Below are 17,182 nucleotides of genomic sequence, written 5' to 3'. Positions count from 1 at the left end.
GGCTGACGACACAGCAAACGCAAGGAGACCTCCGTGCCCTCCCGGGCCGGAGGTCTCCTTTTGGGCCGGGGCGCCACGGCGTGCCGGTGCGGGGAAGGAAGCGCGGCCGCAGGGCAGCGGAAGATACGGGAAGAAGGCCGCAGCGGCCGTCCGGGGCGGGCCTCCGCTCCGGGCGGGACCTGTCTGCCTTCGCTGGCTTGCTGTCCGGCCTGGCGGCCCCTCCCCGAGGTGCCCATGCCGGCAGGACGGCGGGCTTCCGGCGCCGCGACCAGCTGCGGCAGGGGCGCTGCGCCCATGAGCGCCACATCCCGGCGCACGCGGATGTTTTTTCCGGCGGGCCCGCCCTGTGCCCCTGAGGGATGGATATTGACATTTTCATCAAAAAAACAGTAGTTATTTGCAACAGGCTGTCATTGATGGACGGCCTGCAGCGTTCCTGCCTGATTCCAGGGATTTGCGTCACCGTGTTCCTTACAGGGGCAAAGTATATGCGATCATCTGGCGTGGCAGGATTTTTTTATGCCTTTTCCTGTCCGGCGCCGGGCGCTCCCTGAGCGTGCCGTGCAAAGCCGAGCCCTGCCCTGGCCCTGCGTTGGTGCAGGGCTTTTGACGTTCACAGATTTTTTTGAAAGATCATACATGTTTCCGGGGGTCCCTCATGGCCGATATCCGTCTTGCCAAGCCTGCCGCTGGTACCACGCAGACCGTCCCCAGCGCTCCTGACGGGCGCTTCATCTTTGATTTTCCCGCGGACGCGGCGACGCTGACCCGCAATGGCGACGATCTTGTCCTGACCTTTGAGGATGGCGCTGCCATCCAGTTGCAGGGGTTCTATACCACCTATTCCAAGGAAGAGATGCCCTCCTTCCAGGTGGACGGCGTGGAGATCAGCGGGCAGGACTTCTTCGCCGCCCTTGACGAAGACCTGATGCCCGCCGCCGGTCCTGCCTCCGGCAGCAGCGCCGCGCGCGGCGGCCGCTATAACGAATACGGCGGCAGCGACCTGCTGGACGGCCTTGACCATCTGGGGCGCCTGGACATCGGTTTTGATGGCGGCACGCAGCTTGCCACAGATACGGTGGAGCCCAGCCCTTACTCTGAAGTCGATCATGGTGTGACTGTGACGCCTTCCACCCCCGGCACGGATCCTGATGATCCGAGCATCCCCGTCCAGGGAGAGGATTTTCCGCCGACCATGCCGCACGATGTGCTTCAGGTGGACGAATCCGCCCTGGATGGCGGCAGCGGCGGGGGCTCCGCGACGGCCGCCGGCAGCATGCGCGTCTCCGCCCCTGACGGTGTGGCAATCATCACCATCGGCGGCGTCGTCGTCTGGCAGAACGGCGCCCTGACGGGAAATCCCGTCCTTACGGATGAGGGGCACCTGGACGTGACCGGCTTTGACGGCACGAATCTGACCTATACCTATACGCTGACGGGTTCCACCCAGGAGCATACAAAGCTAAACGCTGGCGGCGAAAACGATGCCATCGCCCACGAAATGGCAGTGGTGGTGACGGATACGGACGGCGACAGCGGCTCGGCCGTGATCCGTGTCGAGATCACCGACGACGTGCCCACCATCGAGAGCTTTGAGAAGACGGTGACGGAAGGGGATGCCGATCCCATCGTCGGCAATGCCCTTGAGGGCGCTGTGGCCGGTGCGGATGGCGCGAACTTTGCGTGGACGAATCCCGATCAGCAGGGCAGGTACGGCAAACTCACGCTGAACGAAGACGGCACCTACAGCTATGAGCTCAACAATGACGACCCGGAGGTGAAGGCGCTCACCGACGGCGACACGCGGACGGAAGAGATCTCCTACGCCTACACCGACGCCGACGGCGACGTGGCCACGGGCAAGGTGACCATCACCATCAACGGCGTGAACAACGGCGTCGAGGTGGGTTCTGGGACTCTGACGGTCTATGAAGCCGGCCTTGACGACGGCTCTCAGGCCGGGCAGGCCGCTGCGCCCACCACGGCCGAAGGTTCGCTGACCGTCAATGCGCCCGACGGCGTGAAGGACATCAGAATTGATGGCGTGACCGTGTTTGAAAACGGCGCGCTTACCGGAAACACCGTATCCACGAATGAAGGCACGCTGACGGTGACGGGCTTCGACGAGGCTACGGGCGAGCTGAAGTTTACCTACGAGCTGACCGGCAACACCTTGGAGCACAATACAGACGCCACGGACAAGCAGCTTTCCCATGACCTTGCCGTGACCGTGACGGACGTGGATGGCAGCACGGATACCGGCGTGGTGACCGTGGTCATTACTGACGACGGACCGGTGGTCACGCCTGTGGAAACCGAGTATAAAGGAAATAAATATGTCAACACGGTTTCCGTTTCCTTCGGCGCGGACAACGATACCGGAACAGATTCGTCTCTTGCCGTGAACGCGCATGATGTCGATGGAACAGTCATAGAGTGGATAAAAGTCGACGACAGCACTTCCAGCGGCACCGATCTGAGCAAGCTTTCTCAGGGAGAATCCTGGACGAACGGCAACATCATCGTTTCCCGTGAGAACGGCAACTTCGTTTTCAAAATCAAGGAAAACGGCTCCAACGCCCACATTACGGTGACGGCCACGGACGCCGATGGCGATACCGACACGGAAGAACTGAACCTTACCGCGCCCGACGCGGGTCCCAACGCCATTATCGTGGATGAGGCGCTGCTGACCGACGGCAATGTGGTGAATTCGGACAATTCCGGCCATAACCCCTCGGGCACTGGTTCCTTTACCGTGAATCTGAACGGCGAAGACGGCACCGTTACGCTGAACTACGGCACTGGGGAGAACTCGTCCATTACCCTGAGCCTGATCAACGGCGAGACGTTCGACAAGGATTGGCTTTCCACCAACAAAACACTGACGGTGAACGGCGTCGTCGTGGAGGTGACGGGAGCCACGCAGCAGGACGGCTCGTGGAAGATTGAGTACAGTTATAGCCTGACCGGACAGCAGACTCACACGGGTCAGGGCGTCGGCGAAAATGACGCGCTTTCCGACGAAATCGACATTACGGTGACGGATGCCACCGGCGATACGTCTACCGGTTCGTTGACGGTGACGGTGCATGACGACGGGCCGGTGCTGACGGACAAGATCGATTTCACGGTTCCAGAAGGGAAAGAAAATTACTATGACAATTCGCCTGAGATCATGTTCACTATCGGTGTCAGTCCGAACAACACCAGACTGGAAGATCTCGAATTCGGTGCGGACGTAGGGGAAGACACGGCTTCCGCCGCCACGCTTACGGTAAAGGTCAACGGTGCGGAGTTCACCATCCAGGTGACGCGTGATGAAGATGGCAACCTGCACTTCTCCGGCGATAAGGGTGAGGGGAAGATCCTGTTTACGGGGCCTGCTGATGCCGATAAAGAGGATTCGCTGTCCTATGACAAGGAGACAGGCATATTCACCTATACCCGTCCCACGGCAGATATCGGCGGAACGACAAACAGCTATGATGTCAGCCTGACGATTACCGATGCTGACGGGGATTCGGCCACTGTCAGCAATATATATACCACCGTATTCCGCAATCCTACGGTTACAAACAGCACGGTCACCACCGATGAAGGGAATATTATCATGAATGATATTCCTATCGGTTCTGGAGATGAAAACGATAAAACTAGTCAGGTTGAAAATACTGCTCAAGGCAGTATCACCGTCAACCTGGATCATGCTGACGGGACCATAACCATTGGAGATATGCCCATAACAGTGGACAAGGACGGGAATATCCTATCCGTCAATGGGAATACTGGAGGGATCCTTGATGGGCAGACCATAAAAGGCACATATGGCTATCTGAGCAATATCTCATTAGTAGCTCAGGGTGATGGTACAATCACTATCAATTACACCTATACTCTCAATGCACCTGTGAATGGTGGCACGAATAATGTGTCCGGGAGGGGCGACTCCCACCTGGCGGATCAATTCACGGTGACTGTCACGACGCAAGGGGGAACGGAGACCGGTACGATTACGGCCAATGCCCTGGATGATGCGCCTGTGCTGGCTGTCAGTAATCCGGAATCTGTCAAGGATACTGCGGATACCATCGAGATACCGCTGGAAAAGTTCTCCGTTGGTGCGGACGTCATCTCGTTAGACGGAAAAACGGCCTCGATCTCTGTCGAGGTCGGGGAGAATGAATATACCTTCACAATCATCCATGAGAGTAATGGAACCTACTCTTTTATCGCTCCTAACAATCAAGACGACAACCTGAAGATCGAAAGCACTGCTGAAGGTGGCTACAAGATCGTCTACACAAGAGCCCCTCAGGACATTGCCGATGGCAAGGACGACAGCTATACGTTCGGCATCACGGTGACGGATGCCGATGGCGATACGGCCACAGGCTCTGTGACGGTGTGTGCAAAGGTCGTCCCGCCCACCATTAATGAGAGCGGCAGTAAGACGGATTTGCTGGTCGACGAAGATGGTCTGGTGCATGAGACCAATAGCAAGACCGACGCGGGCCAGCTGGTGGTGGACATGCACGGCCAGGCTGGTACGGTGACCATCGGCGGTGTGCAGGTGACGGTCAGTACTGAGGATCAGGTGGGCTGGGCGATGGAGCCGGCCCAGGGGCGCTACGGCAAGCTCACCATCACTGAGGCCACATGGAACGATGGCAAGCTCACCATCAACTATGAGTATACGCTGCAAACGCCGTACACGGATAGTGACAACGAAAATGGGATCAATACGGTGGTGGACGCGGACTCGTTCCAGATCTTGATCAATGGCGAGAGCTCCGGTTCCATTACTGTGGATATCGTGGACGACGTGCCCACGCTGACGGTGGAGAATTTCCACGGCGCATACGGAGAAGGCATCGATGGTACGGTGAACTTCGACTTCGGCGCGGACAACGGCGAAGGCACGAAGATCGAGCTTTCCGTGAACGGCGGTGAGAAGGTTGCAGGCGCCAGCACTGACGGCAAGAACTGGACGTTCGATGTGGACGGCCAGACCGTGACGCTGAATGCGGAGACGGGAGAGTTCCACTATGATCTTCCTGCTTCCGGTTCCAACAGGGAGTACATCTTCCAGTTCACGGTGACGGACGCTGACGACGACGAGGTGAGCAATGCTGCTCCTGTGACGGTGACAGTGGAAGGCACCGACCTGACCGGGGTGAAGGGCAGTGTGACCGGTGACGACGACAACGTGCTTACCGGTAAAGAAGTTGCCGTGACCATGCCTGAACTTCCGGCGGGCGTGACGCTGGTTGCGAACCAGTGGGTGAACGTGACGGATGCGGACGGCAAGGTGTACGGCCAGCTGCACGTGGATGAGAACGGCAAGGTGACGTTCGAGCAGACGGTGGCGTACAGCGGAAGTCAGCACAATGCTCAGGGCGAAAGCGAAAAGGCGACGGGCTTCAGCGGCAATCTTACAGTGAACCTTGCGGACGGCACGACCTCCAGCATCACCGTGGACGTGAGCATTCTTGACGCCATGCCGACGCTGGAGGTGAAGGAATTCGACGGCGCATACGGTGCAGGTATCAACGGCACTGTGGATTTCGGCTTTGGCGCGGACAACGGCGAAGGCACGAAGATCGAGCTTTCCGTGAACGGCGGTAAGAAGGTTGCAGGCGTCAGCAATGACGGCCAGAACTGGACGTTCATGGTGGACGGCAAGACGGTGAAGCTGGATGCGGCAACGGGCGAGTTCCACTATGATCTCCCCGCTTCCGGCAGCAAGGATACTTATACCTTCCAGTTCACGGTGACGGACGCTGACGGCGACGAGGTGAGCAATGCTGCTCCTGTGACGGTGGAAGGCACCGACTTGTCTGAAGTGAAGGGCCACGTGACCGGCGACGACGACAACGTTCTTACCGGTGAGGATGTTCCCGTGACCATGCCTGAACTTCCGGCGGGCGTGACGCTGGTTGCGAACCAGAGGGTGAACGTGACGGATGCGGACGGCAAGGTGTACGGCCAGCTGATCGTGGATGAGAACGGCAACGTGACGTTCGAGCAGACGGTGGCGTACAGCGGAAGTCAGCACAATGCTCAGGGCGAAAGCGAAGAGGCGACGGGCTTCAGCGGCAGCCTTACAGTGAACCTTGCGGACGGCACGACCTCCAGCATCACCGTGGACGTGAGCATTCTTGATGCCATGCCGACGCTGGAGGTGAAGGAATTCGACGGCGCATACGGTGCAGGTATCAACGGCACTGTGGATTTCGGCTTTGGCGCGGACAACGGCGAAGGCACGAAGATCGAGCTTTCCGTGAACGGCGGTAAGAAGGTTGCAGGCGTCAGCAATGACGGCCAGAACTGGACGTTCGATGTGGACGGACAGACCGTGACGCTGAATGCGGAGACGGGAGAGTTCCACTATGATCTTCCTGCTTCCGGCAGCAAGGATACTTATACCTTCCAGTTCACGGTGACGGACGCTGACGACGACGAGGTGAGCAATGCTGCTCCTGTGACGGTGACAGTGGAAGGCACCGACTTGTCTGAAGTGAAGGGCAGTGTGACCGGCGACGACGACAACGTTCTTACCGGTGAGGCTGTTTCCGTGACCATCCCTGAACTTCCGGCGGGCGTGACGCTGGTTGCGAATCAGACGGTGAACGTGACGGATGCGGACGGCAAGGTGTACGGCCAGCTGATCGTGGATGCGGAAGGCAAAGTGACGTTCGCGCAGACGGTGGCATACAGCGGAAGCCAGCACAATGCTCAGGGCGAAAGCGAAGATGCGACGGGCTTCAGCGGCAATCTTACAGTGAACCTTGCGGACGGCACGACCTCCAGCATCACCGTGGACGTGAGCATTCTTGATGATATCCCTACCATCTCCAATTCCGACATGTCTACGTCGGTTATCCTCGGCGATTCGAGTGATAACCTGGCGAAGGTGGATGAGGAGATATCCTTTATCAACTATAAGAAAATAGACGTTAATGATGGAAAGCCTGTTTATGAGCAAACATCCACTAAAGTATCAACGACATACTGGAATGGCCAGATTACAATATCTGCGGCTAAAGTGACTTATAACGGGGATGATGAACGAGGTAATCCGTTGATCACTGCTGAGGACACCAATGGTATGCAGCTGTTATACAGCTCATATAACGGAGGAACAAAGCAGTATTATAAGGATAATAATCCTCCCCAGGAAGATAAACAGAACAATATTGCTCATAAAGATAAGGATGGCAATTGGTACCGCGATGCTCCAGAATCTGACTGGGGCTTGACGGTCGGTAATAGTAAAGATGACGGAGAGATCAAAGCTACTGGAGATACGAGCGATGCGGTAGTTATTGATCTTGAGGGGTATGCCTATGGCATAACCATCAATTTCGGCGCGTTCTTCGCCGGTAAGTCAAGCCCGGACGATCCTGCAGCAGGCACCGGCTACGATAACGTATCCGAAAAGGCGCTTATCACGTTCTACAAGGATGGCAAGCTGGTCTACTCTACCGTTGAGTATGGCACCAATAGTGGGGAGTTCACGTTCAATACCGGCGATATCGTTCTTGAGGGCTTCGACAAGGTGGTCATCTCCGCAGTGGACAACAGTACGCCTGACTTCCCGAATGAAAACAGCGACTTCACCATCCAGGGCATCGACTTCATCACCAAGCGTGATGATCCCATCATCATCAATGAAGGCAAGGTGACGGCTAAGTCCGGTGCGGACGGTTTTGCCGACGCCTATACGGACAGTTATGCCAAGTTCGACCTCGCCGATATGGTGGAGCAGAATGGAGGAGAGCTCAATGGGGACGGCACCTCCGGCACCATCACGGTCCTGAAGGACGGGACGAAACAGAGGGTAACGCTGGAACTCAGCGAAGGTTCGTCCGGTGAATCCATCCTGACTGGCACGCTGGAGAGCGGCGAGCAGCTCTTCACCGCCACGCTGGACAAGGACGGCAACTGGACCATGGAACAGTACGAACAGTTCCGTGTTCCCGGTAAGCAGGGTTCCAACCAGTTCGAGCTGGTCTTCAAGACCGAAGACGCCGACGGCGATATTAGCAGCACCACGGTCAACGTGCCGCTGGAAGTGGTGGATCAGACAACAACAGGTACTGGTGTAGCTATCGGCAACGATAACGATAGCATCGTCATCACCGGTGGTGACGGCGTTGCTGGCACCGTGGCCGCAGGCGACAGCGGGTTATCCTCTAGGAATCTGGCCGATGCTGGTGACGACACCATCACGGCGGCAGGTTCCGATTCGTCCGTCATCGTCTATGGCGACGTGATGAACACCGACCGCCTGCTGTATGAGCTGAAGCAGCTTGAGCAGAGCAACTCTTGGGTGGTGGCAGGTGCCGTTGTTAGTGACCTGCCCAACTACGGCTCCGGTACGCAAGTCTTCCAGTGGCTGGAAGCGAACGGTGAGAAGCTCACCGGCACGGACTACGCAGGCTGGACGCATGCCGATACCGTGGACTACATGCTGCGGCATGCCGATGAACTGGGCTACGAGACCTGCGTGGGTGACACCGGTGAGTTCTACCTTGTGAAGCCTGACGGCACGGTGCTGGACATGGACGGCACGGAAGCCACTGTCGGACTGGACAGCCTCACCGGGCGCGGTGGCGGTGATGATACCATCACCGGCAGCAAGGCGGATGATGTCATCTACGGCCAGGAAGGCAACGATCTACTGGTTGGCGATGCTCCGTCTGGAAGTGGGGAAGGTAGCACCGTCGACTCTATCGAAGGCACTACCGTTGCATCTATTAAGGGGATGGACTCTGAAGATCTGGACGCCTTCATCCAGTCCGTGGAAGGCACGGATGCCGACGGCGACGACCGGCTCTTCGGCGGCACGGGTGATGACGTGCTGCTCGGCATGGGCGGTGACGACTACATCGACGGCGGTGCAGGTGAGGATGCCATCTTCGGCGGCAGAGGCAACGACATCATCGTCTACGACAGCAACGACTACCTGGTCAGCGGCGGCAGCGGCATCGACTTCATGGTGTCCGATGACAGCACGCTGACGTTGACGACGTTGCTCAGTGGCGGAAAGGACGGCCATGAAGGCCCCATCGTGGACAGCATCGAAGTGCTCATCACCGGCAAGGATGCCCTGAGCCTGACCAGTCTGGAGCAGATGGCCAAGGACTACGGTATCAGTATTACCGGCAGCAGCCTGAAGCTGAATGACGATCTCTGGACACAGGAGGGCAATGGCTATCGGTTTACCGGCGATCCGGATAACGGCAGCACCCCCGATGAGCTGTTCATGCAGGTGAACAACGATACGGATGCCCGGGTGTCTGTTGAACTCGTACCGTCCGACGACATTGCTGAAGCTGTGCAACGAGCGGAAATAGAACACAGCAACGGTTAATCCTGCACACCCGGCGGGGCGGCCCTGTGGCCGTCCCGCCCCGTGCAACATCCCTTCCAGAACACACCCATGCGCATCCTGTTCATCAACCACACCTTCCCGGGGGACCTGGGGCCGCTGCTGGCGGCCTTTGCCGCGCAGCCCGGGCACGAGATCCTGTTCGCCTCCTGCCGGGGCAGACGGGATTTCAGTGTGCCCGGGGTGCGGCATGTGGTGCTTTCGCCTTCCCGGTCCCGCCGTCTTGCCGGGGATGGGGCGGGCACGGTGCTGGACAGGGCCGTGGAGACGGGCCGGCAGGCCCTGCAGGCCTTCCGCCTGCTGCGGCAGAGCGGCTTTGTGCCGGATATGGTACTGCTTTCTTCGGCGCTGGAGCAGGGGCTGTTTCTCAGGGACGCGTTCCCCGACACGTTCGCGGTCTGCTTTGCGGAAGGGCTGCCGTCCGACGGGCTGGCTGCCGACGGGCGGGGCCTTGTCCGCCATCTGCTGCAATGCCGCCAGATGCGGCAGAGCGATCTGGTCATCAGGCTGGCGGCAGAAGCGGAAAGCCGCGATCTGGAACAGCGGGGCGCCGTGACCCTGCCGTATCCGGTGGATACGGACTATTTTGCCCCTGCCGGGGACGGGGCCTGCCGCCGGGCAGAAGGGGACGGGCAGGTGCTCTGTGCCGTCCGGGATGCCGCGGACGCGGGGCGGCTGCTGCGCCTGGCGGAAAACCTGCTGGACCAAAGGCCGGAGTGCCGTCTGACCCTGCTGTGCGAAAGCGCCACAGGGCGGGAGCGTCTGGCGGCCCTCGCCACCGCCCTGCCGCCGGGCGTGAGCATGCCGGAGCGGCTCTCCCTGCGGGCCTACCGGGATCTGCTCCGCACGGCGGCCGTCATCACGGCGCCGGAGGCCTCGTGCCTTTCCGCACCGGTGCTGCTGGAAGCCATGAGCTGCGGCGTGGTGCCGGTGCTGGCCGGGGATGCGGCAGGCTGGCCCCTGCTGCGTGCGGGCGGGGGCTGCCTCTGGTGCCATGCGGCGCTCCTTGTGCCCACGCTGGCGGCGGCCCTTGGGCGGCCGCAGGAACTGGCACGGCTCTCCCGCGCGGCCCGGGCCACAGTGGTGCGGCATTTCCGGCGGCAGGATGTCATCCCCGGGCATCTGGCCCTGCTGCATGCGGTACGGACCGCATGGCTGCGGAAAAAGCAGGACGGCACGACGGCCTGAGGCGGCGACGCGCATGGCCGGAAGCGGGAAGGGGCCATCCGTTTTTGTCCGTATCTCCTGGAAGGGATGCGGCAACCACGGATACGGCCGACAAGAACCGCGACGGACAAAAAAAAGACCGGCGCCCCTGCTGCGGGCCACCGGTCTTTTTTTGTATCTTTGGGCAGGGCAGACTGTCATCATGCCGGACAGCTCCCCCGTATGGCGGGGCGTGGTGAGGGCCGTGTCCGCTGGCGACGAAGACGCGTTGCAGGCATCGACAGCACCGCAAAGGGCCCCTTTTCGTGTTCAAAAAGCTGCATCTACATCCCGGGCTTCATGCCCGCGGGCCAGAAAGAGGAATTCCGGCGGCCTTCGCCGTCCAGGGCCCAGCCGAGCCCCCAGCCGGCCAGCGAGAAGGCGAAGCCCACGAAAAAGGGCGGCACCGTGGCCAGCGAGGGCCAGGGCATGGGCAGGATGGCGAACTGCGGGTGCGTCATGAGGTACCAGAGCATGCAGCTCACGAAGCCCGCACAGCAGCTGCACCAGGCGGCCAGGCCGCTGCGCTTGCCGAAGCGCACCAGGGCCACATAGGCCACCAGCACCGTGGAGCCCACGATGCTCCAGCTGGTGGTGCAGAGCATGGCGATGATCTGCCCCTTGATCTGGGCACAGCCGCCGCTGAGCAGCACGCAGAAGACGATGCCCGCGACCCACATGCCGCGCGAGGTCTTGCGGCCCGGCAGGTCTTCGGCGATGGCCGCCACGGCGATGTGGAAGATGGCCGTGGCCGTGGACAGGGAGGCCGAGACGATGGCCAGCACGAAGAGCTGCAGGCCGATGTCGGGCAGCAGCATCTTGACCAGGGCGGGCATGACGTCATCGGGCGAGGCCACCTCGGGCATGAACAGGCGGGCCAGGCTGGCCACATAGTAGGCGCCGCCCACCAGCACGGTCAGCACCAGCATGGCCAGCGGCGTGATGCGGTTGACCTGCCGGGCGGAGTTGAGGGCGAAATGGCGCTGGATCATCTGGGGCTGGGCCCAGACCGCCACGGACGTGACGATGACCAGCGAGATGATGAACCAGCCCTGCCCGCCGTCGGCCAGCGAGACGAAGCCGGTATTGGCCGTTGCGGTGGGCGCCAGCTCCGCCAGCCGGGCCATGCCCTCCAGCGGGCCGCCCACCTTGTCGAACACGGCCACGGTCAGCATGCAGATGCCCACCAGCATGACGAAGCCCTGCATGGCCTCGGTATAGAGCACGCCGCGCAGGCCGCCCATATAGATGGCCGCCGCCACCAGCAGGGCCACGATCCAGACCAGCAGCCAGACGGGCACGGGCATGATCTGGGCCAGCAGCAGGGCCGCGCCCTTGATGACGGCCGAGGCATAGACGCCCAGGAACACGGCAAAGACCAGGGCCAGGCAGCGCCCCAGCAGGGGGCTGCGGTGGCCGTTGGCCAGCAGCTGCACCGGAGTGCGGGCCTGCAGGTTGCGCTGGCACAGGCGGGTGGGCCAGGCCAGATAGCGGTAGACGATCCATGTCCCCAGCCAGACGTTGCCGGCGGCCACCAGCAGCATCTGCATGCCGTAGGCATAGGCCAGCCCGCCAAAGCCCACCAGGGCCACGGCGGAGATATAGGTGGCCACATAGGCAAAGGCCTGGATGCCGAAACCCACGCGGCCCGAAACCATGACATCGTGCCCGCTGCCCTTGCGGGACAGCCAGATGAACAGGGCGATGTAGCCGCCCCAGATGAGGACATCGGCCAGCATCTAGCGCCCCCTTCCCTGACGGATCAGGCTGAAGAGGGAAAGCACCAGCGCGGCCAGCAGCGAGAGCACCGCCAGCAGCACCGGCGCATCCGCCAGTCCCAGAACGGAAAACAGTTCCATACGCAACTCCGGTTACGGTCTGACGGGGGCGGCAGGGGCCGCCTCCTAACGATATCAGCCTAGACAGAATCCCCGCCCCGAGGCAAGTCCCTTTTGGCCTGTGAAGGAAGAAAGGGCGGGGGAGCTGCCGTGCGCGGGCGAAGCAGGCGGCGCATGTCGGCACGGTCCCGGGGAGCGGCCCGGGCAGGGGCCCGCCGTGCGGCGGGCTGCCGGTACGGTGGGGAGCGTGCCGGACAGGCCGGGGCGGCGGCAGGATGACGGCCTGCGGCGGCGGACACGCGCCAGGCGGAAAGGGCGGCAGAGGGTGCCGGACCCGGGACATGCGGTCGCAGGCGGGGAGCCCCATCATGGGGCCTGCGGCCCGGGATGCGGACGGCAGGAGGACGGCCCCGGGGGCAGGGCAGCCGGCAAGAGGTGGCCTACGGTCAGGGGGGCGCGATCGGGCATGGAAAAGGGCCCCGCAGGGCCCTCGTGCACGGAAGGTCAGGCGCGGTCAGCGCTTCCAGGGCGTGATGGCGCACTTGATGCAGTCGTCCTGCCGCTGCTCGAAAATACGGTAGCCTTCCAGGATCTTGTTCAGGGGCAGGCTGTGGGTGATGAGCGGATTGGTGTCGATGCGGCCGCGCTCGATGAGGCGGATCAGCTCCGCGCTGTGGGTGGCGTCCACGCCGCCGGTACGGAAGGTCAGGTTCTTGCCGTACATCAGGTGCAGGGGCAGGCTCTGCGCTTCCTCATACATGGCCACCACGGCCACGGTGGCATTGGGCCGGGCCACTTTCCAGGCGGTCTGGAAGGTATCGCGCCCGCCCGCGCATTCGATGACCGCATCGGCGCCCAGTCCGCCGGTGGCCTCAAGGATGCGCGCCTCCACGTCGTCCGCGGCGGCGTCGAGCGTCAGGTCGGCATAACCGCGCTCCTGCGCCAGGTGCAGACGGCCGGGCAGGATGTCCACGGCGATGACCTGCGCGGGACCGAACAGGCGCGCGCACTGCATGGCGCACAGGCCCACAGGCCCGGCCCCCAGCACGGCCACGCTGTCGCCGGGGCGGATGGCGGCCAGTTCCGCGCCGAAATAACCGCTGGCCAGCACGTCGCCCACCAGCAGCACGTCCTGATAGGACAGGGCATCAGGGATGGGGTCGAGGCCGTTGTCCGCAAAGGGCACGCGCACGTATTCGGTCTGGCAGCCGTCGATGCGGCAGCCCAGCTCCCAGCCGCCGTGGCGGCAGTTGTTGACGTAGCCCCGGCGGCAGAACCAGCAGGTGCCGCAAAAGGTCTCCACATTGGCGGCCACCCGCTGGCCGGGGCGCACCTTGCGCACCTCGCGGCCCGTTGCCACCACTTCGCCCACGAATTCGTGCCCCAGCACCGTGCCGGGCAGGGCACGGGGCACCGCGCCGTTGCGGATATGCAGGTCACTGGCGCAGATGCTGGAAAGTTCCACTTTGACGATGGCGTCACGCGGATCCCGCAGCTGCGGCAGGGGGCGCTCCTCCAGCCGCAGGTCGTTGGTGCCGTGATAGACCAGTGCATGCATGGTTTCAGCCATAAGCCCTCCTTGTGCGGACATGCAGCCGTCATGTCCGTCCACTATGGCGGGCTTTGGGCGGTGTGTAAAGGTTCCCCGCCACGGATCGGCCTGCCGGGAAGGGAGCCGCAGGCTACGGCGGCGCTTCGGACCAAGGCCCGCAAGGGCGGTGTGCCGGGCCGGAAGCAGGACGGCGGCGATGCGCTCGCCCGGGCAGCGGGCGTTTGCCGGCAGGCGGGGATGGTCCCGGCCGCTTTTCGGGCATGGAACGCATGGCCGGTCACGGCCTCTCCTTTGCTGTGGGCCTGTCCCGTAACGGTGCTGCCTTTCCCGCTTGTGGCCGCGGGCACAGCCCGTGGGCGGAAGCTGTGGTAGGATGGGCCTGCTCCACCGCTGGCGGGAGGCTGTGGGACGTGACAGCGGACGAACGACAGGCCGTCCCATGTGCGGACGGAAAAAACACGCAGGAGGGGTATCATGGAAAGGATCACGCGGGCGGACGCAGCTCCCCCGGATCATCCCCAAACGGGAAAGTGGAAGGGCCGCGCGGCGCTGGCAGGGGCCTCGCTGGCCTTCGTGCTGGGGGCAGCCCATTTTTACCGCGGCGGGCAGCATGGCCTTGTGCTTGTCTGTCTGGCCTGGGCCGGGCTGCTCTGGCGACCGGCGGCCTGGCTGCGGCGCAGTGCCGCGGTCTTGCTTGCGGGACTGGCCGCGGAATGGGGCATGACGACGCTGGCCCTGGCCCGCTGGCGTCTGCAACTGGGGCAGGACTGGCTGAGGATGGTCTGCATACTGGGCGCTGTGGCCGCGCTGACCCTGCTGGCGGCCGCCGCCCTGCGCAGCCGTCCCTGCCGCAGCACCGAGGCTCCCGGTCCCCGGGCCCAGGCACTGGCCTGCCTGCTGGTCTCGGCCCTGCTGTTGCTGCTGGACGGGCTGCGCCCTGATCTTTTGCTGCTGCACCGGCTCGTGCCGGGCTGGGGAGCGGGGCAGGCCCTGCTGGCCGGTCTGTGGGCGGGCCTGGTCTATGGCTGGCTTGCGGACAGGCGGCGGGCCCCGGTATGGCGGCGGCGCATCTGGCTGCTGTTTTCCTGCGTGTTTTTCGCACAGCTGCTGGCGGGCCTTTTCCTGCACAGCCTGTTCCTTTTGCAGGGCGTGCCGCACCTGCCCGTGCCGGGGCTCATCCTCTCCGGCCCGCTGTACCGGGGCGGGGGCTCGCTCTTCATGCCCGGGCTGTTCGCGGTCTCGCTGCTGCTGGCGGGCAGCGCGTGGTGCAGCCATCTGTGCTATCTGGGGGTCTGGGACGCCCGGGCGGCGGATGCCGGGCCCCGCAGCGGCCGGGGCGTGCCCGCGGTCTGGCGCAAGGTCCGCTGGGTCCTGCTGGCCATGAGCCTGCTCCTGCCCCCGGGGCTGCGCCTTGCCGGGCTGCCGTGGCCCTGGGCGCTGGTCCTTGCCCTGGCGCTGGGGCTGGCCCTGCTGCCCTGTGCCCTCCGGCTGAACCGGCGTCTGGGCATCCCCGTGTACTGTTGCGGCATCTGTCCGCTGGGGCTGACGGCCAACCTGCTGGGGCGCCTGTCTCCGTGGCGTCTGCGCCGGAACGGGCGCTGCACGGGATGCGGGGCCTGCGCGCGGGCCTGCCGTTACGGGGCCCTGCGTCTGGACGGCCCCGGCACGGTCTCCGGGCCGGACTGGCGCTGCACCCTGTGCCGGGACTGCCTGTCCGTCTGCCGTCACGGGGCCCTGGAGATCCGGTGCTGCGGACAGGGCGGGGCGGGGGTGGAACAGGCGCTGCTCTGTTCGCTGAGTGTCCTGCACACGCTCTTCCTCTTCATGGGGCGTGTCTGACACAGCTCCTGGGGGCTCCCGGCAAATCCCGCGTGTCTCCCTGACCTCTTTTCCCGCTTTTCGCGTATGAAAAAGGAGGACGGCCGGTGTGGCCGTCCTCCCGTTGTTTCGTCAGCGGGTGCGCCTTGCGCAGTGCCGGGATACGCCGTCAAGGGGCGCCGGGCTCACATGCTGTGCTCGAAGTACCGGGCCACTTCCGCGGGATCGGGACGGCCGTCGGGGCCGTACTGGCTGAGGATGAGCAGCAGTTTGAGGCGGGCCTTGGCGGCGCTCAGTTCCCCGGCCATGATGACCCCCATCCTGTGCTGTTGCAGCATGCCGCCCTCGTAGCCGTATTCGTCCAGCACGCGGCCGCCCGTGCGGGTGGCGTTGACCACGATGACCCCTTTTTCCAGGGCGCGCGCGATGCCGGGTATCACATGGGGGGGCACGTTGCCGCGGCCGAAGCTTTCCACCACGATGCCGTCCACACCGCGCGAGACGGCAAAGTCCAGGTAGGCCGCGTCAGAGCCGGTGACCAGTTTGATGAGGTCGACTTTTTTGCACAGGCTGTGGGGCAAAAAGGTCTGCCGGCCCAGCTGGGCCCTGCGGAAGATGACCCTGTCGCCGTCCACCACGCCCAGGGGGCCCCACCAGGGGGACTGGAAGGTGGCCACATTGGCGGCGTGGGTCTTGGTGACTTCGCGGGCGGCGTGTATCTGTTCGTTCATGACCACAAGGCTGCCCATGTGGCGGGCCGGGCGGGCGGCCGCCACACGCACGGCCGCCAGGATGTTGCGCGGCCCGTCGGGGCTGAGTTCGTCACCGGAGCGCATGGCCGCCGTGAAACAGACAGGCTTGTGGCCTTCCAGGGAAAGGTCGAGGAAATAGGCGCTTTCTTCCAGACTGTCCGTACCGTGGGTGATGACGACGCCGCTGACGTCGTCCCTGGCCAGATACTGCCGGACCATGACCGCCAGGCGGAACATATGGTCGGGGGTGATGGCCGGGCTCGGCAGGTTGTCGAACTCGCGCACTTCCAGATCGCAGACGCTGCCCAGGCCGGGGATGGCCCGGACGAGGTCCGCGCCGCTGACAGCGGGCACGGCCGCGCCGGTCAGGCTGTCATGCTGCATGGCGATGGTGCCGCCGGTGGTGATGATGACGACTTTTGACATGGAGGATCCCGTATGTCTTGCAGAAAAAAGGGAACAGCAGCCGGGAGCCGCCCCGGATGGCGGCAACGGGAGACTTGTATCCGACTTGCGGGGATTGCTCAAGGAGAGGGCGGGGGAGGGATGTTTTTCCCGGCAGCGGCTGAGGGCGTTTCCCTTCCTCATGCCTCATCCGCCCGTGGTATAAAAATCCGTT

The 17,182-nt window shown here is 63.0% G+C and carries 6 protein-coding genes; 3 read left to right on the top strand and 3 right to left on the bottom strand.

Features of this window, described 5'->3' with window-relative positions; translation table 11 throughout:
• Positions 1 to 658 precede the first annotated feature (658 nt).
• Together DESPIGER_RS04825 and DESPIGER_RS04820 are read left to right on the top strand one after the other, a co-directional pair.
• Positions 659 to 9,379 (top strand): VCBS domain-containing protein, encoded by an 8,721-nt coding sequence (locus DESPIGER_RS04825; RefSeq protein ID WP_072333769.1) that lies wholly within the window; start codon positions 659 to 661, stop codon positions 9,377 to 9,379.
• Between the two features lie 69 nt (positions 9,380 to 9,448).
• Positions 9,449 to 10,585, top strand: coding sequence for a hypothetical protein (locus DESPIGER_RS04820; RefSeq protein ID WP_072333766.1), 1,137 nt, complete (start codon positions 9,449 to 9,451; stop codon positions 10,583 to 10,585).
• A gap of 302 nt (positions 10,586 to 10,887) precedes the next feature.
• On the opposite strand, the gene DESPIGER_RS04815 is transcribed toward DESPIGER_RS04820, so the two are convergent.
• A complete protein-coding gene (locus DESPIGER_RS04815) occupies positions 10,888 to 12,342 on the bottom strand; it encodes a sodium:solute symporter family protein (RefSeq protein ID WP_072333764.1) in 1,455 nt (484 codons plus the stop codon).
• A 613-nt stretch (positions 12,343 to 12,955) separates the two neighbouring features.
• On the bottom strand, positions 12,956 to 14,011 hold the full coding sequence (locus tag DESPIGER_RS04810) for an alcohol dehydrogenase (protein ID WP_072333761.1): 1,056 nt from the start codon (positions 14,009 to 14,011) through the stop codon (positions 12,956 to 12,958).
• Between the two features lie 456 nt (positions 14,012 to 14,467).
• Here DESPIGER_RS04810 and DESPIGER_RS04805 point away from each other — a divergent pair, with 456 nt between their 5' ends.
• The gene (locus DESPIGER_RS04805) at positions 14,468 to 15,832 is read left to right on the top strand and encodes a 4Fe-4S binding protein (protein ID WP_083575308.1); all 1,365 of its coding nucleotides are present in this window, start codon (positions 14,468 to 14,470) and stop codon (positions 15,830 to 15,832) included.
• Positions 15,833 to 15,996: 164 nt separating this feature from the next.
• Here DESPIGER_RS04805 and DESPIGER_RS04800 read toward each other — a convergent pair whose 3' ends face one another.
• Positions 15,997 to 16,989 carry an asparaginase gene (locus DESPIGER_RS04800; RefSeq protein WP_072333759.1) on the bottom strand — a complete coding sequence of 331 codons (993 nt, stop codon included), beginning with the start codon at positions 16,987 to 16,989 and terminating at the stop codon, positions 15,997 to 15,999.
• Between the last annotated feature and the right edge of the window lie 193 nt (positions 16,990 to 17,182).

Origin of the sequence: Desulfovibrio piger (assembly GCF_900116045.1) — a bacterium.
GTDB classification, from domain to species: domain Bacteria; phylum Desulfobacterota; class Desulfovibrionia; order Desulfovibrionales; family Desulfovibrionaceae; genus Desulfovibrio; species Desulfovibrio piger_A.
Note: the sequence above shows the minus strand (reverse complement) of the source record. Positions and strands in the feature narration are given on the sequence as shown.